The organism is Raoultibacter timonensis, assembly GCF_022845715.1.
In the GTDB taxonomy this organism is placed as follows: Bacteria; Actinomycetota; Coriobacteriia; order Coriobacteriales; family Eggerthellaceae; genus Raoultibacter; species Raoultibacter timonensis.
In genome coordinates, this window is sequence record NZ_AP025564.1 from 3949622 (window position 1) to 3970199 (window position 20578).

A 20578-nucleotide genomic window follows, 5' to 3' on the forward strand; every position below is an offset into this window, starting at 1 on the left:
CCTTCTCCTTGATTCCTTCCCTAGATGCCCCACCCATGCATTAGGTGACGACACCCGTCAATTGAAGGAAATTCACGAAGGAGTTTCTTCATCACTTGCGGGCGTTTTTCAATAAATCACCCGATTGTGATGAGATTACGAACGGACTAGACGATATGTCACCCAAGAATTGCTGAAATCGTTATCGGCAAAACAAGGAGGATGGGGCAATTCGCCGAGCGCCCGCATTAGCGGTGTAGCACAAGATCCAAAAGCTCTTGGCGATTGTGCACATCGAGCTTCGTATAGATATGACGCACGTGGCTTTTCACAGTGTTGTCCGATACGCACAGATGCTCGGAAATATACGGAACGCTCCGCCCTTCGACAAGAAACGAAAGCACTTCCGTCTCTCTCTTCGTGAGAAAATGACGGCCCGCAAGCTCTTCGACCGACCCGCCCGGCGAAACCGATGCCGACTGAAAGGCGCTCGCAGAATCTCGCTCGTCACTGCTGTCTGCAACATTGATCGCAGACGCAAACTCGATTTCAAGCGAATTCAGATCATCGTTGACAGGGTCCCTTTTCTCGGTAAAGCTCAGCATGAGAACGAACAAGAGCCCACCGAAGATGATGCAAACCGCCAACGCAGCACTGCTTTCTCCACAGGCGATGCCGAGCACGGTCCCCACGAATATCCCCAGTTGATCGACTGCGTCAACAATACAGATGGTTTTTAGAAGCGAGAGGTTCGCCTTTCTGCGCAAGATGATGATTATCGCCCAAATGACAAGATCGAAGCATGCGTATCCGGCAAGAAACAAACACTCCGGCACGATGGTTTCTGCTTCGCCCAGCATTGCCAACGACGGGCTTGCCAGCAACCCAAACGTCATGAACAGCAACGCAAAACGCAAAATGGAATACGGCCGCTGAGAATAGCGAATATAGCCCACCAGTACAGCCAGGCTTACAACGGCGCGGATGGCAAGGGATAGGTAGTCGAGATCCGACCCACCGAACCCGCTGTCGAAAACCGTTCGATAATTCACGAATCCGAACGAACAGCACACAACAAGCAATATGATGAGAAACCGCGGGTTATACCGCGCTATCCCCGTGCCGCTCAAGGCGCGAGAACCCCTCAGCTTCTTCTCGGTTTCATCCGCAAGCGCATCTACGAGCATCCTGTTCTGCCTGCGCGCAGAAAAAACCGCATAGCAACACGCGGAAGCGAGCGGGAGAGCAAGCGCGAAAACCACCGAGGGCTGCGGCTGGAGAAACATAACAAAGAGAATCGCAAGCAGATTGAGCGGCAGCGCAGTAGCGATATGCACGAGAGCGTTCGTCGTTCCCTCGCAGGTAATAAGTCCGCCAACGGTTACGATCCCAGCACCTTGATAGACACCCACCAATACGCCACCGACAACGAGAAGCGGCGCAGAAGCCGTTTGCGCGCCCAGATACATGAGAAGCGATCCGCCGCCGCCCGCCACGAGCGAAACCAGAGAAAACGCTTTTGCGGATACGGCCCGCGCACGCCAGGCTGGGCACAATGCGAGTATGCAAAGAACGACAGCGCTCACCGCTAGCGAAAGAGCAAGCGGCATAACGTCGGCAGGTATGCCCACAGCCGAAAACAACGCGGGACTGAAGGGCACGACGTCGAACCACGACCAGTAGAACGACGACACAAGCAACGCAACAGGAGATATGTTGCCCGTAAATCTGTCGAGGAGTTTCTCCATGAAATGATTATACCGTTGCGCACATAGCCGAAACAGCTCGATCGCCGAAAGAAAGCGAGATGCTGCTATTGTTCGGGAAAAACATGCGGGCGCTTGAGATCGCCGATGAGCTCGGTGTTTCCGTCGACACGGTTCGATCGCACATCAAGCACCTGTACGCGAAGATCGATGCGCATTCGCTCAAGGACGTGCACAAGCTCTTGAAGGGCGTGATGGTTGACGAACGGGAGATCGGCTGAGAAACGCAACCTGCGCCATGCTGCCGCACGGGATTCACCACGAAAACCCTTGTCGTACCCAACCGTTCTGCCAGATCTTCGAAATCAAGCGCTTAGTTCGAAACGCCTTCCTTCAGCCGTTGAATTCCGTGATTTTCTGCTCGATAAATGCGCGGAACTGCTCGAAGGCTTCGTTGTCGTTTCCGCGATTCCAAACGAAGAAATAGTCGATGTGATGGTTGGATTTGTACGGAATCCGAACCAGGTTGGGGCTTTCGATCCCGTATCCTTCAGGGAGGTTGATGACTGCGCTACCGCGTTCAACCACGCTCAGAGCGCTCGGCTGGTGGAGGGTAACGACGGAATGAGGGGTCTTTCCGCGTTCCTCGAAGTCTCGGGCGACGACGCTTTCGCGGGGCGTGGGCTTGGTAAGCGGATACACGAAACCCTCGTCCAGCAGGTCATCGATGGTGATGCATGCACGGTTCGCCAGCGGATGCGTCTTCCCGACAAAGATGTTTTCTCCCATCGATGATGCAACGCGGCGCTTTTCCAGATAGGCCGGTATGAGTTCTTCACTGGTCACGCCGACGAAAACGCAGTCGACGCTCCCCGCGAAGAGCGCGTCAAAGAGCTGCGGCGAAGGTTGCTCGATAACATCCACCGCGATGCCCTCGCCGCAGTTCGATTCGTACTCCTCGAGCCATGGTGTCGTAATCTGATCCATGTACAGGTACTCGTATCCAACGGCGATCCTGCTGCTGTGGTTGTTCAGGGCTTTGCACTCTGCAATCCCCTTATCGATAAGCAGGATCGCCTCGCGGGCTTTTTCGTAGAACAGATCCCCCGCCTTCGTAGGCGCAACTCGTCGTGTCGTGCGGGTGAAAAGCGGTCCGCCCAGCTCCTCTTCCAGTTGCGCCAGATGCCTGGTGATCACCGGTTGGGAGGTGTAGAGCTGCGCAGCGGCTGCGGTAAAGGACGCCGTTTCGTAGAGGGCGATAAAGCTTCTGAGCTGTTCGGTACGCATAGACGCCCCTCTCGGCCTATCATTCATACCAAACCATTATAAATCATACTCGAATCGGTATTTCTCTTTTTGTTCGGCAGGTTGTTAACTTATGGCAATGGGTTTTGGGAGGGACCAACCCGAAAACATTAGAGGAGGATATCGTGAGCAGTATCGAAATGAACAGGCGCCAATTCGTGTCTATCGCGGGTATCGGCGCAGGTGCTCTTGCCGCCATGGGCCTTATGGGGTGCCAAGCACCGAAGGCGCAGGCAGGCGACGAATCGAACGGCAAGGAAGAATCTGCTTCTTGGTTGGGCGAGGCTCCTGAAATCGCCGAAGACCAGATCGTTAAGACCGAAACCACCGATCTGCTGATCGTGGGCGCAGGTAACGCCGGCATGGTGGCCGCAGCGACCGCTGCCGACTTGGACATGGATTTTTTGCTGTGCGACAAGGCGGGCGCCGTGCAGGCAACCCGTCACTTCGCGGGCGCCATCGACAGCAAATGGCAGAAAGAAGCCGGCGTTGAAACCGACAAGGGCAAACTGCTGAACGAGTTGACCCGCTACGCTTCGGGCAAATGCTCCCAGGACGTATGGAAGGTTTGGATCAACGAGAGCGGCGAGACGTTCGAGTACGTGCACGACATCATGGCGGCTGCCGGTATGGATATATACTTGGATACAGACGGCTACGATCACCCGACCGGCGGCACCGATTTCTACGTGCCGCCCCAACAGCACATGTGGTATCTCCCTGACGTTGCCGACGCCGCTCCCCCTGCCCTTTGGGGCAATGCTTCTGCGGAGGCCGGATTCTCCCGCAACAAAGTCTTGGCAGACTACATCGCATCCAAGGGCAACGAGATCGCGTTCGGCTATACGCTGGCGAAGCTCGTTCGCGAAGAAGGCGGTCGCGTTACCGGTGCGATCTTCGAAACCCGTGACGGCTATGTTCAGGTGAACGCAACCAAGGGCGTCCTCCTTGCCACCGGCGGTTATGCAGCGAATCCGGTGATGCTCGAAGCGCTGTCTCCCGCCGTCTTGGAATCCTGCACCGCGATCGATAAGATGCCGAACTGCACCGGGGATGGCATCAAAGCGGGCATCTGGATTGGCGCTCGGATGGATGCGGAATCTGCACCGATGATCTTCGACCGCGGTGCCGTTCTTCCCGGCGTGGATTGCGGTCTCGTGGGCGAGGGCATGGATGCTGATTTCCCCAGCGTCTGCTCGGAAAATGTTCTGGGCAGCTTGCCTTTCCTCAAAATCAATCGCCACGGCAAGCGCTTCTTCAATGAGTCCGCTCCGTATGATTGGTGCGCTAATGCTTCGGCAAACCAACCGGGCGGCGTGTGGTGTTCTGTCTTCGATGCCAACATAGCTGCCGACGCTGCACGGTTCCAGGTTGTCGGTTGCGCGAAAATCGCCTCGCAGTTGCTGCAATCCGCTTCCCCGGAAGAAGCCGTCAGCGCGTTCCCAGGCGGCCAGCAGCTGCTTGAACAGGGAGCTTTCTTCAAGGCCGACACCCTCGAAGAGCTGGCCGATCTCCTTGAAGTGCCCAAGGATTCCTTCCTTGCCACGGTCGATCGCTACAACGAGCTCTACGACAAGCAGGACGACGAGGATTACGGCAAAGAGGCTTTCCGCCTTTCGGGAATCCAAACGCCTCCGTTCTATGGCTGTTGGTTCGGCGGCTCCATTCTCACCACGCTCGACGGTTTGAAAATCAACGCGGATATGCAGGTTCTCGACCAGTCGCTGGAGCCCATTCCCGGCCTGTACGCTGCAGGCGATTGTAGTGGCAGCATGTTCTCGGGCAACTATCCCGAGTACCTGGTCGGTTGCGCAGTCGGCCGCACGATGACCGAGGGTCGCCACGCGGTGCGCTACATCAACGAAAACGAGTAGCCCCCGAGTCATTGCGTACGTCGCAGACCCCCATTCCCGCCAAGATAATGGGGGTCTGCGACAAAAGCCCCATGGCTGAAGGCAGAACCAACTCAGTGAAAGCGGAGCCAACTCGGTTCCGCTTTCTTTTGCGTGCTGAGCATGCGCTTCCATGGGATACGAGCCTCGAGCGCGAGATGCGAATCGCCCTGGGCCGAACAGGCGCTATGCTTCTTGCAAGCGTAATGAAACCCGAATGAAACAGGTCCCGAAGAAGCCTGCGTGGTGCACATGGTGGTTGGGGGACTCGAACCCGCTGTATGCCTCCCTGATCAAGCAGTTACACCGCGATACGGGGAACTACGCGCGGACAGAGGGAAGGCGCGGAATCTCTAGAAAAGCAGCGAACCGGTAATTGGGTCATTTTTGTTCGCGTTTTCTAAACAGCGCTTGGCTATGCATGAAAAGCCCGGCGTATGGCATCGGGCAAACCACGAAGACTCAGTACCTTCTCGGCTTTCAGGGCATCGAGCTGGGCGAGGTCCACTCTCCCCTGCATACCCCGTTTATCAAGCACCGAAGTCGGCAGAACGTAGAACTCCCACTGGGCGAGGTCGAGCGGGTTGGGGTTGCATCCTTCCTGCGTCCTCTGTTTTTCAAGGCAAAACACGTACACGTCGGCCTGCCTTCGAACGACCTCTTCGTATTCGTTTGTCTCAATGTTCCATTTTCGAGAAGGCCTGGTGCTGAAAGAGGGCGACGAGAGTTTCTTCTGTCCCCAAATCTGCAAGTACGCGGAGGTCTTGACCTCTATCTTGATCTCGTCTTCGCCATCCGCCCAACAGATGTCGTACGCTCCCCATTCCTGACTGACCTCGTGCTTAAGATCGAGACTGCAAGCCACTAAGAATTCGGCGAACTTGCCGCGCTCGGCGTTGCTGTTGAGGTCCGAGTGGGCCCATCGCCAATAGTCTGACACTGTCGCGATGGCCTCGTTTCCCAAAAGTACTGGCTCATCGCCGGTCTTCTGTTGTTCGCAGACGTTTGCGGGGTATTTGATCTCAGTGTTTTGCATTTGGCCCTCTCTTTATATCTTTCTGCTTACTGCCAGGTTTCATTGCATGATCGTAAATCTCTTACAATATTTGACGAAGTACAAGCTTTCGCAAAAGCCCGGGAGGCGTTTAAGCAACTGGTCGCCGATAGACGCTATGACTATATCGAACTGATTCTTTGATGTCTATTCGAAAAAGCGCGCAGGGCATCCTGATTTCTTCTGAGGAACGACCGATGCAGCTTGTTCAGTTTGATTTCGAAAAAGCCTTGTGGGCTATGGACGAAAAACCCATTGCCGATGCAATAGAAGACTCGTTTGTCCGACGAAAACCCATACCAGCATCCCCTCATTGAAAAGCGATGAGGCTTTCGGAGGATACATGCTTGTGGGGGTATGCCTCAGGAACTTTTTTCTACGCTCGCAGCGATCGGACGGATGCCTCACAAAACATGGAGATAGATTTTCTGATTGTAGAAGGCTATGAGAATGCAGGCCTAAAGCCTCGGGTGAGCCCCCTGGAGGTAAAGTCGTCAAAGCGCTTTAGTACATCCTCGCTTGATAAATTCAAAAGAAAATTTAGCAAGCAGATCGGCAATCAATATATCGCCTGCCCGAAGGAGCTTTCGGTTGAAGGTGACAGAATCGTTCTGCCCCTATATGGTTGGTTGTCTCAAGTAAATATTTCAAGAAATGGGATCCGGCGAGCCATCGTGTCCCGAACATGCAAGTAGACCCCACAAACGCGAGGTCTACCAGAAGTTTCAATGGTGGTCGGAGGGGGACTTGAACCCTCGGCACGCGGATTTTCAGTCCGCTGCTCTACCAACTGAGCTACCCGACCATTTTCGTATCCCAAACGCACAGTTTGAGACGCGGAGCATTATTTTACCTGTGCGATACGATGCGGTCAAGCTATTTCCGCAGGAACCGCTTACGATTCGGCCTTTTCAACCAATCCGTTCAGACTTTGCGCACCGTTCGCCGTTTCGAAGTACGTCACCTTGAGGTTTGCACTCACGCTTTTCACGCTGCCATCGGCAAGGAGCGTACCGACGAGGGAGAAATCGGTCACATCGCATCGGTACTTGCCGTTCTGCAATTGCTCTACCACGGAAAGAGATTCCTCGTACGAGGGAGCCGAAAACGTTATGTTCACGATCCTCCGTACCGTTTCGCCATCGATCTCGGGTGTCGAGAACTTGATGTCGTACGAATTGGTTTGCTCGAGCACCTTGTTGAGCTCGTCGAGCTCGTTGCGAAGATTGTCGTACACCGCAACCTCGGGTAGGTTCTCAAGCGTTCCGAGCTTCTCGAGCTCGCCTTGCATCTTGGAACGAACCTGGGCGATCGCCAACTGAGTATCGATCTCGCTTTGCACCTGTTCGAGAGCGGCGGCGTTGGCCTCCTGCGTCTCCGCAACGCTGCGAACCACGAAATAGTAGTAGGCGGCAACGAGCAAAACGATAGCAAGAACGAGGATCAGCGCCTTTTCCCTCGTGGAGAACGATCTGTTGAGAATGCTAGTTCCCATTGCTACCTCCCTTCACTCCCAAGGCGCCAGCGAGATCTTCGCCGGGAGTGGTTGACGATTGGTTGTTGGATGACGATTCGGATTGGGCGCTTTGCTCGAGAAGCTCCTGCGCATCCGCCGCGAGCGATCCCCGCAATACGATTTGAATGGTTGCCGACGAGGCGGCCTCATCCTTCTCTTGCGCCGTCGACACGGTCACATACGCAACGCGCTCGTCTTGCTCAAGCTCCTGCACCAACCCGGAAACGTCCTGCAAGCCCACCCCCACACACGTAACTGCCACAGAATTCCCAACGACCTTCACCGATGAAAGATACGTTGCCCGCATGACCGTATCGGAAAGAAGGTCGATGAGCTCGTTTCGATCGGAAAGGTCCATCTCCTCTTCGGTCAGCCCCGTGACAACATACTTCGAATACTCTTGGCTCAATTCGGTGTAGCTTTCGTTCTCTGCGGTCAGGGCATCAAGTTGCGCTCGCGCATGTGCAAGCTGCTGATTGCTCTGCGAGCCTGCCGACAACGGATCGAGCACGGCAAATTTCACGAACAACGCAAGCAGAACGAGGAACACGAGGAACAGCAGTACGTTCACAACGGTGTTTCCCCTCGCGACCTCTGCCTTCATGAGGTTGATATCGGTTTTTACCGGGTAGTCGACTTTCTTTGCGCCTTTGAAAGATATCTCCTTCTGCAAATCCATGGCTACCTCCCCCCGCCCATCGTTGCACCGACTGCCGCAGGGCAGCGACAGGCCAACGAACCGTTTTCGGATGCAGAAGGCATGATCTCGGCGATGCTGCGCTGCTCAAGATCGATGTGTTCGGCCACTTTGGCTACAAGGGGCTCGACCATCGAACCGCCTCCGCAGGTGTACACGGTGTCGATCGTCGTCTCGGGATTGTTGAACCCGTAGAAATTGAGGGCGCGGCCCACTTCCACGGCAATGGACTCGCATACGCCTCGGATTGCCTCAAGATCCTTCTCGTCTCGAAGCCCTGCCTGCCGATAACCGCTTGCCGCATGGGCGTCGAGGCCATGGAGTTCGCCGAGCGCGCGATCGAAATCGATCATTCCGATCTCGATTACGCGAGACACGTCGTAGGCACCGTCGGCGAAGAAATGGAGTTGCGTTGTTGCGTGGGAGAAATCGATTATGCAGCAGTTTGCCCGAGCCGAAACGTTGCCCATCACGAGATTCTGCAATGCCGCAGCGGTTGGCAAAGCGATGGCGAGCTTCATGCCAGCGCGCGAGAACATGCGCGCATAGTCGTTTATCACCTGCTTCGATGCCGCAACGGCTAGCAGATCCATGACTTCGGGGGTACCGTCGGGAAGCGCCCTCGTGCCCACGACGGCATAGTCGTAGAAGAACTTATCTTTGCCCTGTGTGATGTAGTCGCGAAACTCGTAGGGCAGGTTGATCTCGAGGTCGCGCACGCTCATGGCGGGCATCTGGATCCGTCGCGTTACGCAATCTGCCTGCGGAATCACAAATGCCGCATGCTTCGTCATACCACCCGATCGCCTTGCGGCAGCCTTGATAAAATCGGCCATGGCTTCGAAGCTCGTGATGCGTCCCTCGGACATCAGCCCCTCGGGCAGCTCTTCGAGCGCGATCTTTCTTATGGAACCGCCGTCGCAAACGGCCATCTTGAGCGTGCTGCTCCCGATATCGATTCCTGTATACGTTTTTCCCATACGCGCGATCTTCCGTTTCTCATTCACCCGCAACCGTTGGCGTTCATCCGCCGAAACGGCTCGGTATTACATAAACAACCCCACGTACCACGTCATGCACGGGGAGCCAATCAAAAGCGTCAGCACCGTGGCCACGGCTATAGCCGGACCGAACGGTATCGCCCTTGTTTTGAGGCTTTCCGGCTCCCCTGGGCCGCCATCGGATTCGTTAAGAACGTCCGAACCCGGCAACCCGCCGGAAAGCCTCAAAACAAACGCGATAATGATTCCCACAAAGCAGGCCAACAGCAAACCGAACAGCCCGAGCGGAGCACCGAGGAACAGCCCCGTTACAAACAGAAGCTTCACATCACCGCCGCCGAGCGACTCCCTTTTCGTCACCTGCTCGAACAAAAGCGAAAACGCGAGAATGCCCCCGCCGAGCAACAAGCCGCCCGCGATACCGTCGATGAGCACCGGTAAGAATCCGTCGCCGAATTGAGTCGCAAAATCGCTACCTGGCCAAAAACCTTGCGGCGGAACGCCCATAAACCACACCGTGAGAGCCCACGTCGCGATTCCCGCCAGGATAAACCCGTTGGGTATCGTGTACGTATCGGCGTCGACCAGCGTAACCCCGCACAAAATGCATGCGAGCACACCATATGCCAGCGCCTGAACGGTAAATCCGTACACGAGCACAATCGCAACGAACACCGCCGCCATAACGATTTCGACAAGCACGTAGCGCACGGGGATGCGCTTTTTGCAGTGTCGGCATCTGCCACGCAGCGCCACCCAAGAAACGATCGGGATGAGGTCGACCGCCGTCAACTGCTCCTTGCAGCGCGGGCAGTAGCTTCGTCCCGAAAGAACGCTCTGCCCCCCAACAAGCCGCCATGCCAGACAGTTCATAAAGCTTCCCATGCACGCCCCCAGCACCGCAACGAGAACCAGAAGGTACGTTGCGAGTCCGGGGGCTATGTCGAATAGAGATGTGGTCATGCGGTGTTAAGACTGCTCCATATTTCTACATTCGTTCGCAAAAACCGAGGATAGAAGAAATCCTAGCTTTTGTCCGTTTCGCCGCCATCCGAACCGCCGGTGGATGAACCAGTGGTGCTAAGAATATTGTCCTTCTGCTCTGGGGCGTTCATATCAACGCGAACTGACGTTTTCCCGTTTGATTCGGTTAAGGTAACCGTATACTTGTATGTATAGGCATCGTTTTCGCCCACTTCGTTCCCATGATCGTCGTAATAGAAGTATTGAGTTGCAAGACCCGTTTTTTTCGAAGTTTCTGCCAGCTGGTAAGCCGTCAAAGCTTCGGACTGAGCGGAGCGCGCGTTCGCAATCCCAACCGCAGCCTGAGCCTTATCCAACGCTCCCGTGAACAGCGGCACTGCGATCGCAATCAACACCAGCAGAATCGCTACCACAATGAGGAGCTCGGCCAGCGTAAAGCCGCCTTTCTCCTCGCGCACGCGCTTGATCATCTCTTTCATGACACTTCCTTTCTTTCTGCTCGGCCTGTCGGCCGAACAACAATCCTCAATCCCGGCATTCCCTATCCGGATCCTTCTATCTGCACGATGCGATGCTCGGCCGTCCGCGTTCGGCCTCGCGCTACATCGACGCATACATCGAAAACATCGGCAGGTACAACGCGATAACGATGAAACCTGCGAAAACCGCCATCAGCACCAACAGCGCCGGCTCGAGCAGCGAAAGCGCCCGATCGGTCACGCGCTGCGTTTCAGTGTCGTAGAAGCTGCCCACCGTTTGGAGCGTTTCCTCCAGCTCGCCCGTCCGTTCGCCTACCGAAGCCATCTCGATCAGCGTACGCGGAAAATGCTCCGCTTCGCCCATGCACTCGCCCAGGCTCTTGCCTTCGGTCAAACCCACTTCCATCATGCTCACCTCGCTTGAAAGCACATGGTTGTTGAGCACGCGAGACGTCACCTGGATAGCACGGGGCATCGGCAGGCCAGCCGCAATCAGCGTCGCCATGGAGTTTGCGAATTCCGCGGCACCTGAATACACCGAAACCACGCCGAGGATCGGCGCTTTGAGCTTCATGAGGGCGAACACGGTCTTGCCCGATTCGGTACGCCCGTAAAGTTTGCACCCGGCAACGATGAGGGCGATAACCAAGATCACCCACAGGATGTTCTGCCGCAGCCACGACGAAGCGTCGATGAGAAACTGCGTCACCCACGGCATTTCGCTCCCGAGCGACGAGATCATGCTCGTCATGGATGGAATAACCATCACCATCATGACCGCAACCACGATCACCGCGATGATAAGCACGAAAATCGGGTAGGTAAGCGCACTCGCCACCTTCGCCGCAACCTTCGAGCGCTTGTCGTAATACGTATGCAGCCGCGCGAACGCTTCGGGCAGATGACCGCTCTCCTCACCCGAACGCACGGTTTCGATGAACATGTTCGGGAGGCTCTCGCCCTTGTTCTCGAGGCTGTCGGCAAAACCGTGACCGGCAGCCACATCCGAAGAAGCATCGGAAAGCACGCGCTTGAGATACTTGTCGGTGGTCTGGTCGGCCACGAGCGCAACCGCTCTTCCGATCGGCAGACCCGCTTTCAGGATGATGGAGAACTGCGAGCACATGATCGCAAGGTTCTTGAGTTTGGCTTTGGGCTTGGTGATATCCATGGTAAGGAGGTTCTTGCGCTCGCGCACAAGCTTAACCTCCTGGACCACGCGACACTGAGCCCGCGCGGCCTCCATTGCCCCGATCTCGTCGAACGCCTCGACGACGCCCGTTGCAGGCATGCCGCCTTCGGTGATTCCTTTGTAGGTGAATGTCGGCATTACAGCGTGTTCTTCCTTATGTAGTCTTGGTCATGGGCGTTCTCCCGCGCGGTTTCGGAATCGATCGCGCGGGCGCGGTAGAGGTTGAGAAGCGCGTTGTCCATCGTCACGCTGCCTGCCGCCGCCGAAGTTGCAAGCGAACTGGCAATCTGGGGCGTCTTGCCCTCGCGGATGAGGTTGCGGATGGCGGGCGTGACCATCATGAGCTCGCATGCGAGCGAACGGCCCATGCCATCGCGGCGCGCAAGCAGCTGCTGCGAGAGCACGGCTACCAAGCACGTCGAGAGCTGCATGCGGATCTGGCGCTGCAAACCCTCGGGAAACACGTCGACGATGCGGTCGATCGAATCGGCTGCTGATTTAGTGTGCAGCGTGGCAAGCACAAGGTGGCCGGTTTCCGCAGCAGTGAGCGCCGTTTGGATGGTGTCGAGATCCCGCATCTCGCCGATCAGGATGATATCGGGGTCTTCGCGCAAAACGGCACGAAGCGCATTGTGGTAGCTCTCGGTATCCTGGCCGATCTCTCGCTGAGAAATGATCGACTGATCGGGCTTGTACACGTACTCGATGGGATCCTCCATCGTGATGATGTTCTCGGCACGCGTATGGTTGATGCGATCGATCAAAGCGGCGAGCGTCGTCGATTTGCCGCTCCCCGTTTCGCCGGTGACCACGATAAGCCCGCGCTGCATGCTCGGAAAATCCATGACCGCAGGCGGAAGGCCCAGCGTTTCGAGCGGGGGTATCTCGTCGGAAAGCAGACGGAGCGCTGCGCTTACGTTGCCCTGCGCGCGAAAGAGGTTGATGCGGATGCGCACACCGGCAATGGTGCGGGCAAGGTCGATCTCGCCGATGTCCTTCATTGCCTCATAGCGCTCCCCGGCAAGATCGCGCGCGATAAGCTCGCATTCTTCGCGGGTCAACGTCTCCTCGGTTGCCGATATGAGCTTGCCGCCCACACGGAACTTGACGGGCAAACCGCAGACGATATGGATGTCCGACGCGTTAACGTCGTGTGCTTGGTTTATCAGGTGAGCGATATTCATGGGTACGCCTTACTCCAACGCCGTCATCGTTTTGCGGGCTTCCTCAACCGTGGTCGTTCCTCCGAGCACGAGCCTTTGAAGGCCGTGCTGCATGTTCTGGTATTTACCCGTTGCCTCTATCGCATCTTGCAGTGCTTCGCGCGTAGCGCCGCCCGTGATGCGCGAGCGCAGATCGCGGTCGAGCATGAGGATTTCGAACACACCGGTTCGCCCGCGATACCCGGTGTTGAAGCACATGGGGCATCCGGTTCCACGGTAGAACTTGATGGACGGATCGGGTGAAAGGCCGAGCATGGCCAGATCCTCTTCGTCGGGCGTATACGCTTCGCGGCAATGGGGGCATACGCAGCGAACCAAACGCTGAGATACGATGCCGCGCACGCCGCTCGCGATAAGGTAGGGCTCCACCCCGATGTCGATGAGGCGGTCGATCGTCGAAGCCGCATCGTAGGTATGCACCGTCGAAAGCACGAGGTGTCCGGTAATGGCCGAGCGCATGGCTATCTCGGCGGTCTCCCCGTCGCGGATCTCGCCGACGGCCACGATATCGGGATCCTGGCGCAGCACCGCACGTAAACCCTCGGCGAAGGTCATGCCCACCTTCTCGTTGATCTGCACTTGGTTGACGCCATCGATGTTGTACTCGACGGGATCTTCGAGCGTAACGAGATTGACCGCATCGGTATTGAGCTCGCGGATCATCGTGTACATGGTGGAACTCTTACCCGATCCCGTGGGGCCGACGATCAGAACCATGCCGTTGCTCGCGTTGATGAGCGTGCGGTATTTCTCGAGATCGCCGCCCGCCAAACCGATTCCCTCGGCCTCGAGAAGCTTCTCGTCTTTATCGAGCAGGCGGATAACCACCGTTTCGCCGTGGATGGTCGGCAGCGTTGATATGCGCAGATCGATGTCCTGTTTCTTGATGCGAACATTCGCACGGCCATCCTGGGGAATGCGCCGTTCCGAAGTGTTCATCGTGCCCATGATCTTCAAGCGGGCGATAACGCTTTGCTGCAGCTCCTTCGGCACCGTAAGGATGGTGCGCATGATGCCGTCGATGCGCATGCGCACATGCATGTCGGCTTCGCGCGGCTCGAGGTGAATGTCGCTCGCACGCTCGGTGGCCGCCCGCTCGATTATGCTGTTCACCAAGCGCACGGTCGGCGCGCTTTGCGCATCGGCATCGTCGCCGAGCGTCGAGGATGTGAACGTGGTCGCCTCGTCGCTCGTCTTGACTTCGCGCTTCATCTCTTCGATGGCGCGCGCGGCACCCTCGTTGCCGTACAGCGTCATGATGGCGCGCTGGATCGCATCGTTGGTCGCCACCATAGGCACCACGCGTTTGCGCGATGCGGTCTTCACCGCCTCGATAGCAAGGAAGTTGAGCGGATCGCTCATGGCCAAGAAAACCTCTTCGGGAGTTGCCTTGACCGGCACAACGCTGTACGTACGCGCGACATTCTTCGAGATGACCCTGCTCATCTCAGGATCGATATCGTATTGGGAAAGATCGATGAACTCGATGCCGAGCTGCATTTGCAGAGCCTCGATAAGCTGCGCTTCGGTAATGATGCCCTCGTCGATGAGGACCTCGCCCAATCGGCGGTTCGAGCCCTTTTGGTGAGAAAGAGCCAAATCGAGCTGATCGTTGCTGATCAGCCCCGCATCTATAAGTAAGTCGCCGAGACGCTTGTATGCCATAGCCTTATCCTATCCACGCTACCGTCATGGCGGTTGACGCAATGACGGTGTCGCGTCCTTGTTGTTTTATATCGATCCTGAAATCCCACGTATTTTTCTTACCATTATCAGTTTTATCATCGTTAAACGCCACATCAAATACCTCTACGGTTAAACCGTGCGACGAAGCGACGAACAGCACCGGATCGAATGCTGAATCGTCCCCCGCATTCTGGGAAACGAGCACGATGCCGCTGCCGTCGGCATCGTTGCCGATCGCGACCGGTTGCTTAGTCGTTGGGCTTACGAATGTCGGACCTGCCCCCGTAACATCAACCGACGAAGCAAACGCCAGCTCGTCGCCCACCTCTTCGACCGCGCGGGTCAGCAGTTCGTTCGCACGCGTGGACTCGTTTGCGAGCCGGTACGATTGAAATGCCGTATTCAAGCCAACGGCAATCACAACGCACAAAAGTCCGAGGAATACGATGCTGATCAACTGCTCGGCAAGCGTAAACCCGCGCGTATCGTGCAGCCGCCTGCAAAGCTTCGGCCTCGCTCCGCAAAGCGATGGGCGCAAGCGCAACCGAAAACGGTTAACGGAGGCTGTATGTCGAGAAAAACGGCTCATGCGCAATTCCCTTAGAATTCCGCTGCTTCGTAGCAAGCGAAGCCGTCGGATTCGTAGAGGGGAACCTTCCATACGACGCTATCGCTTGTCGAAGTGCCGAGCTTTCCGTCACTCGAAGTGATCGACACGTCGATGTTGCCCTGCGCGCCACCCTTGCTTGCAAGATTACTCTGGGCGGCATATGCGCCGCTCATCGCCGCTTCGCTTTGCGATGTTACCTTCGTAGAGGTTACGACCATCGTCGCAAGCAACGTAGTGGCAAGAACAACGATGAGCAACGCAATGAGTACCTCGGCAAGCGTATCGCCCGCAACCGAGGCAAGCTTCCCGCTTAATGCCGAGGGCATGCTTGCATGCTTCCGAGTGCTGCGCTTCATGTCAACCGACCTCCTGCAAGGTCGATCCGAGCTTCACCATCTTCGGAGACCCCCACGATATGCTTGTCAAAGAGCCGTCGCTGTCGAATGTCGGCGTTGCCTGCATCGTCAATTGCAAGTTGTAGAGGCTTGTTTGGTCGACGGCGCCGTTCGCAAACCCCTTGAGAGAGAAAACCACAACGATATTGAAGTCGCGATCGAATGTCACTTGCGCATATACGGGGTCAACTGGTTGCTCGCCCGTAAGAGATGTCGCTTTCACGGTGAACGTCGCGGGAATGGTGTATGATTCGACGTTTCGCTTCGGCCAGATCTCATCGCCGTAATTAACCCACAAACTTTTGATGAGACTTTTCGTCGGGTAAGTCGGATTAACGGCAGCGTCAACACCGTAAACGCTGTTGACAAAATCTGGCTGCCCACCATCCCCCAGCACCCATTCCGCCGAGCTGCCGTTGAGCCAATCCGCCCAGAGGCCCGCCGCGCTTGTCACGGTATACTCCGCCTGCTGCGTCTCCTTGTACGTGGCCACCGTCTTTGCGTTCACCGAGGCCGCCGTGAGAATAATCGATCCGACAATCGCGCATATAAGAAAGAACGCAAGCGCCAAGACAACCGATGAACCCGAAGTGTCTTCGAGCTTTCCGATCGGTTTCCCAAACCCACGGCGGATGGCAGGAAATCTCTTCGACAGCAGCCGAACGCTCATTGCTGCACCACCGCCTCGCCGGGCGGTTTGGCGGCATTATCCTCGGGTTCGGCATCCTGGAAAACTGCAGGCTCTTCTTCTTTTGAACTTGAGCCGCCGCTTTCAACAACAGCTCCTTCGCCTTCCTGGTCGGGTTCTTTGTCCGAGGAAGCGACAGCGTCGCGTGCAGTCTTTTTTGCAGCCTCAAGCACATCGTAAACCGTATCCGAACCCACCTTGAGCGTAATGCCGCTAAACGTGCAGGTAGCATCGAATTCGATTGTGCTTGTACCCGCCAATCCACCGTAGAACAAACCGCGTTCCCATTTGGCATCGTACTGCTCGTTGGCAACTTGCATGCTCACATTGTTCGCCTCAACGCTGCTGCATGAGCTTTTTTCCCCTGATATGTCACCGATTAGCGCGCCCACCGACATCACGCCTCGGTCATCGCGGAAAATCGTGTTCGTCTTGGAACCGGTGCCTATATTCACATCGTCAACCTTGCAGTCCCTTATAGTCGTATCAATAGCCTGACCTCCAAGGGCTCCGATCTTGGGGTTGCTGTTCCATACGCCGCCGTTCTTCCTTGACGCGGTAAAGTTAATCGACTTTACCGCGCAATTCGATACTTCGCTCATGGTGGCGCCGCCGAAAAGCGCGCCCCATCCCCGTATCGAGTCGGTTCCGAATGCGATGTCGATCGAGGGGGATACCTTTTTACCGTCCCTTACTGCGCTATCTCCCTCGATTACGCAATTGCTCATGGTGCAATTCGACATGTAGCCCACGAGTATCCCCGCGTGGGAGAACGGGCTGAGAGTGTCCCACGTATACGAATCGTCGACAAAGTCCGAGCACTTGATTTCAACCTTCATATTCTTTATTTCAGCATGCTTCTTTTCGGTTCCCACCACCTTCGGAAACATTCCGCTGCCACGGCCCAGCGCAGTATCCCCACCGTTGACAACGTAATAGCTCCACAAGCAATACTGGATGTTCCTGATGGAGTTTCCTTTATCGCTGCCACCGTCGTAAATCCCAGAGAACTCGTGATCGAGTTTGAGGCTTACCCTCAAGGCAGGATCGGAGGTATCTTTCATATCGATGGTATGCGTCTGCAAAAAGCAGTCGCCCACATAGCTCGCTTGCACCTTGTCGAGCAGCGAAAGCGTCCCGATGAATTGGGTAGCGTGTCTGACTTGCCACGGATTGCTCTCGGAATCGCCCCAGGTGTCTGCCTTTTTCTCTTCCTGTGCGACTTCGGAGGATTCAACCGCACAGGCAAAGTTGGCATTGATCGTATACTGGTATTTCTGGTTTCCGAGAATCGGCAGCGTAAACGCTCCCGTAAGGTTGCGCGCCTTGGCGGCGTTGCCGCGCGCCGTCACCTGATACGCTTGGTATTGAACGCCTTTGATCGTAACCGCTTTCGCTATGGTGGCCACCGACATATCGTTGCCTGAAACCTTCGGGGCTTGAGGAGCATTCATAGCGGTGGGAACCAAGACGTAATAACCCCAGCTTTGTATGGCCGCATCGTTTTCAAGCAAGCTTTCGATCTTGCTTTGACTAGAAGTCAAGTAACCTGAATAACCCATTACCTGGTTGCCGTCCTCCTTGGCCCCAAACTCCAAATACATCATGCCAATGCCCGCATCAACGTATTCGGCATACAGAGACGTTCCCACGTAGCTGAGCTGATCATGGTATTGCCCGAGCAGAGTTCCAGCTTCAACGGCTATCGAACCGACGCTTTCCGGCCTTGTTTCATCGGTCGTCCAATGCGAGAAAAGCTTGGTGAGCTTTCCCGAATCATCCTTAATCGGATCGGCAGCCTCGATCTCTGCGACTTGCTCATCGTCCTGCAACGAAAACGGAACGTACTGGGGAACCGTGCTGGCGGCGGAGTAATCACCATCGGCTTCGGTCATAACGTAGTATTTGAGCAGGCGATAAAACAGGTAGTCCTGATCGTAGCGAAACTCGAAATCGGCGACCACGTTTCGGCCGTCCTTCGTCGAAACCAAATAGTTGCCGTACTTCGAACCGTCTCCGTGATTGTTCACCATGGCTTGCGGGTATACAACGTCTTCCGCTCTTGAGAAATACCACAGCGCCGTGTTGGTCGACTCGTTATCCTTCGCAGAAAGGTTTCCGTCAAAGCCATACCCTGGGGTAATCGCATAATATATGCGAATATCGCGCTTATCCGTAGGAAACGCCTTGTTGTCATAGGAATACTGACCTGATTCGGTTTTGCGTGCTATAGACCACATTGCAACCGACGACGCGCAGCCGAATTCGCCCTCGAACGCCGCACGGAATACCGCTCCGTGATTAACCCCTCGGGCACCGGTGGCGAGGTTGTCCGCCATCTGAGCGATAATGGTTGGGATTAAGCCGCCTTGCCCGGAACCGCCGTAAACGCTTTCCTTTCCCGTAAAGAAGACACGCGCCTCGTCGACGCTCGGCGCAGTGCGCACATACAGCGTCAGCGTTTGATCGCCGATCCCCAGATCCGATTGAGCCTGCTTAAGCGCTACCGGATCGATGTTCAGCGTCATGATTCCCGAAGTGCCATCCCCATCGTTAAGGGGAACGTTCTCACCGTTTCGTGTTACGCCTACACTTGACGCAAGCGTGCTTCCAGAACCCGTCCACTGCCACTTGTTGTCAATCAGATAGCCGATACGTTCTTTTCGGCTCGTCTGAGGATCAGACCCAACGCCGATCCACAGCTCGTGGATTTGGTAGTAGTGGACGTTGCGCTTGCTGCTCGTATACGAACCAACCGAAGCTTCGATCGATACTTCGTCCAATATCGCTTGGTCGACGCTTATGCTAGAACCTGAGTACCGTTGGTATGCCGCCTCGGTGTTTCCGGGTTTTCCATCGTCCACGTCCGTCAATGCCGCATCGGTGCCTGCAATTTCATGCTCTTCGGTGCATGGCTTCATGTTATCGAGCACCAGTGGTTTTCCGCTTTTGGGTTGTGCCTTTACTTCGGGGGAAGCATACGTGCCGGTTATGTGCGAACCGCCGGCTTCGCCTTCGGGGTTCGCAGGGTCGGTCACCACAACGCTCAGCTTCGTAATCGGTTCAGGCCATTTGATATACGCCGTCGAGTCCGTAGGGACAAATGGTTTTTGGCCGGTTCGGACAGTAGCGGTTACCTTAACCGAATCGCCATAAGTGAACCCACCACCGAGTGCTTTCAGGTTTACGTCTGACGATGATTTAAGCATATCGAGGTTGAACCTGTATACATCGGCTCCCTGATCGACCGCGATCGCATCGTCGCGATTGACGACGACGTAGAGAGCCGTGTTGTCGTCGTTGTCGTATAGGCTCAAATTCTCTTGATCGAGGTTCACGCCCGCCAGATACGTTCCCGTGTATGTATCTCCCTGCAAACCGGCAAACGCAAGCGTAGCCGTTGAGCCGTCTTCCTGATTTTCAAAATAAACCTCTAAACTCGTAAGCCATTCGGGATGCTTCGACAGGTTTGCATCTTGAATGCACAGCATGCCGTCTTCATCGACCCAGATGTTCGGATTGGCGAGCGCCACTTCGTTCGTAGCTCCCGCAGGCGTACCGCCGAAGTACCCGATCATGGGGTCGGCCTTGATGCGCGCATCCTGGATACGGCCGACCTCCGACGTCATCGATGCATAGTAGGCCTGCGCAGGCTTCGTCTCTCCGATATCCGCAGGTGCCGTTTGGAAGAAACCCGTTCTCCCATCGGTGTAGAACACCCCGAACACCGTCGCGGTTGAGAGGCTGTACTCGATCAAGTAATCGCCGTTGCGCACCGCTGCGTCGATCGATCCCGCCGGGATGATTCCAGCGGTTCGTGCTTGGTCGGCGGTCATGTAATAGAGATCGTTCTGTTCGGGATGGTTATCGACAACCCCGGACGGAACGTTCAACGCATTCTGATCTCCCGTGGGAAGCTGCGGGGAGTCGCCATCGAAAAGGGCGAGCCACGTTCCCGACACCTTCATCGAAGTCATCTGCTGCTGGGCGGTTACAGCAATGTCGCTCGCAGCCGCATCGAGCTCGAGCATGCGCATGTTGCGTTGGATGTTCGATATAGAGGGAGCGGCCAAGGCCGCAAGAACCAAGACTATTGCAATGGCTAGCAGCAGTTCGGCAAGGGTGAAACCCTGAGTATTCCTATCCCGGTCAAGCATAAACCAGCATCTGT

General features: G+C 55.9%; 17 protein-coding genes and 1 tRNA gene. 2 read left to right on the forward strand and 16 right to left on the reverse strand.

Going from position 1 to position 20578, the window contains the following annotated elements:
- Positions 1–227: 227 nt before the first annotated feature.
- Positions 228–1727, reverse strand: a complete 1500-nt coding sequence (locus MWL89_RS15985; RefSeq protein WP_244387388.1) for a response regulator transcription factor — start codon at positions 1725–1727, stop codon at positions 228–230.
- 23 nt (positions 1728–1750) lie between these two features.
- On the opposite strand from MWL89_RS15985, the gene MWL89_RS15990 reads away from it, so the two are divergent.
- Entirely contained in the window at positions 1751–1966 is a 216-nt protein-coding gene (locus MWL89_RS15990; protein WP_279611973.1) for a helix-turn-helix domain-containing protein, read from the forward strand.
- Between the two features lie 112 nt (positions 1967–2078).
- Here the strand turns inward: MWL89_RS15990 and MWL89_RS15995 are convergent, their stop codons facing one another.
- A complete protein-coding gene (locus MWL89_RS15995) occupies positions 2079–2972 on the reverse strand; it encodes a LysR family transcriptional regulator (protein WP_244387390.1) in 894 nt (297 codons plus the stop codon).
- Positions 2973–3076: 104 nt separating this feature from the next.
- On the opposite strand from MWL89_RS15995, the gene MWL89_RS16000 reads away from it, so the two are divergent.
- Entirely contained in the window at positions 3077–4864 is a 1788-nt protein-coding gene (locus tag MWL89_RS16000) for an FAD-dependent oxidoreductase (RefSeq protein WP_341801926.1), read from the forward strand.
- Positions 4865–5297: 433 nt separating this feature from the next.
- On the opposite strand, the gene MWL89_RS16005 is transcribed toward MWL89_RS16000, so the two are convergent.
- From MWL89_RS16005 to MWL89_RS16070, 14 genes are all read right to left on the reverse strand, one after another.
- A complete protein-coding gene (locus MWL89_RS16005; protein WP_244387391.1) occupies positions 5298–5918 on the reverse strand; it encodes a hypothetical protein in 621 nt (206 codons plus the stop codon).
- Positions 5919–6665: 747 nt separating this feature from the next.
- Positions 6666–6741: transfer RNA gene (locus MWL89_RS16010), tRNA-Phe, on the reverse strand.
- Between the two features lie 90 nt (positions 6742–6831).
- Complete coding sequence (locus tag MWL89_RS16015) at positions 6832–7431, reverse strand: hypothetical protein (RefSeq protein ID WP_244387392.1); 600 nt, start codon at positions 7429–7431, stop codon at positions 6832–6834.
- Positions 7421–8131: a hypothetical protein gene (locus tag MWL89_RS16020; RefSeq protein ID WP_244387393.1), complete on the reverse strand. Its 711-nt coding sequence runs from the start codon at positions 8129–8131 to the stop codon at positions 7421–7423. Before MWL89_RS16020 ends, MWL89_RS16015 begins: the two co-directional genes overlap by 11 nt.
- 2 nt (positions 8132–8133) lie before the next feature.
- Positions 8134–9129: a pilus assembly protein PilM gene (pilM, locus tag MWL89_RS16025; protein ID WP_244387394.1), complete on the reverse strand. Its 996-nt coding sequence runs from the start codon at positions 9127–9129 to the stop codon at positions 8134–8136.
- A gap of 66 nt (positions 9130–9195) precedes the next feature.
- On the reverse strand, positions 9196–10113 hold the full coding sequence (locus MWL89_RS16030) for a prepilin peptidase (RefSeq protein WP_244387395.1): 918 nt from the start codon (positions 10111–10113) through the stop codon (positions 9196–9198).
- Positions 10114–10175: 62 nt separating this feature from the next.
- A complete protein-coding gene (locus MWL89_RS16035) occupies positions 10176–10613 on the reverse strand; it encodes a type II secretion system protein (protein ID WP_102380310.1) in 438 nt (145 codons plus the stop codon).
- Between the two features lie 121 nt (positions 10614–10734).
- Positions 10735–11943, reverse strand: a complete 1209-nt coding sequence (locus tag MWL89_RS16040) for a type II secretion system F family protein (RefSeq protein WP_244387396.1) — start codon at positions 11941–11943, stop codon at positions 10735–10737.
- Positions 11943–12989, reverse strand: a complete 1047-nt coding sequence (locus MWL89_RS16045; protein WP_102380312.1) for a type IV pilus twitching motility protein PilT — start codon at positions 12987–12989, stop codon at positions 11943–11945. The genes MWL89_RS16040 and MWL89_RS16045 overlap by 1 nt, the downstream gene beginning before the upstream one ends.
- 9 nt (positions 12990–12998) lie before the next feature.
- On the reverse strand, positions 12999–14693 hold the full coding sequence (locus tag MWL89_RS16050; protein ID WP_102380313.1) for a GspE/PulE family protein: 1695 nt from the start codon (positions 14691–14693) through the stop codon (positions 12999–13001).
- A 4-nt stretch (positions 14694–14697) separates the two neighbouring features.
- Positions 14698–15135 (reverse strand): hypothetical protein, encoded by a 438-nt coding sequence (locus tag MWL89_RS16055; protein ID WP_244387397.1) that lies wholly within the window; start codon positions 15133–15135, stop codon positions 14698–14700.
- Positions 15136–15314: 179 nt separating this feature from the next.
- Positions 15315–15650, reverse strand: a complete 336-nt coding sequence (locus MWL89_RS16060) for a hypothetical protein (RefSeq protein ID WP_244387398.1) — start codon at positions 15648–15650, stop codon at positions 15315–15317.
- A 31-nt stretch (positions 15651–15681) separates the two neighbouring features.
- Positions 15682–16389 carry a hypothetical protein gene (locus MWL89_RS16065; protein WP_244387399.1) on the reverse strand — a complete coding sequence of 236 codons (708 nt, stop codon included), beginning with the start codon at positions 16387–16389 and terminating at the stop codon, positions 15682–15684.
- Positions 16386–20564, reverse strand: a complete 4179-nt coding sequence (locus MWL89_RS16070; RefSeq protein WP_244387400.1) for a prepilin-type N-terminal cleavage/methylation domain-containing protein — start codon at positions 20562–20564, stop codon at positions 16386–16388. Before MWL89_RS16070 ends, MWL89_RS16065 begins: the two co-directional genes overlap by 4 nt.
- Positions 20565–20578: the final 14 nt, after the last annotated feature.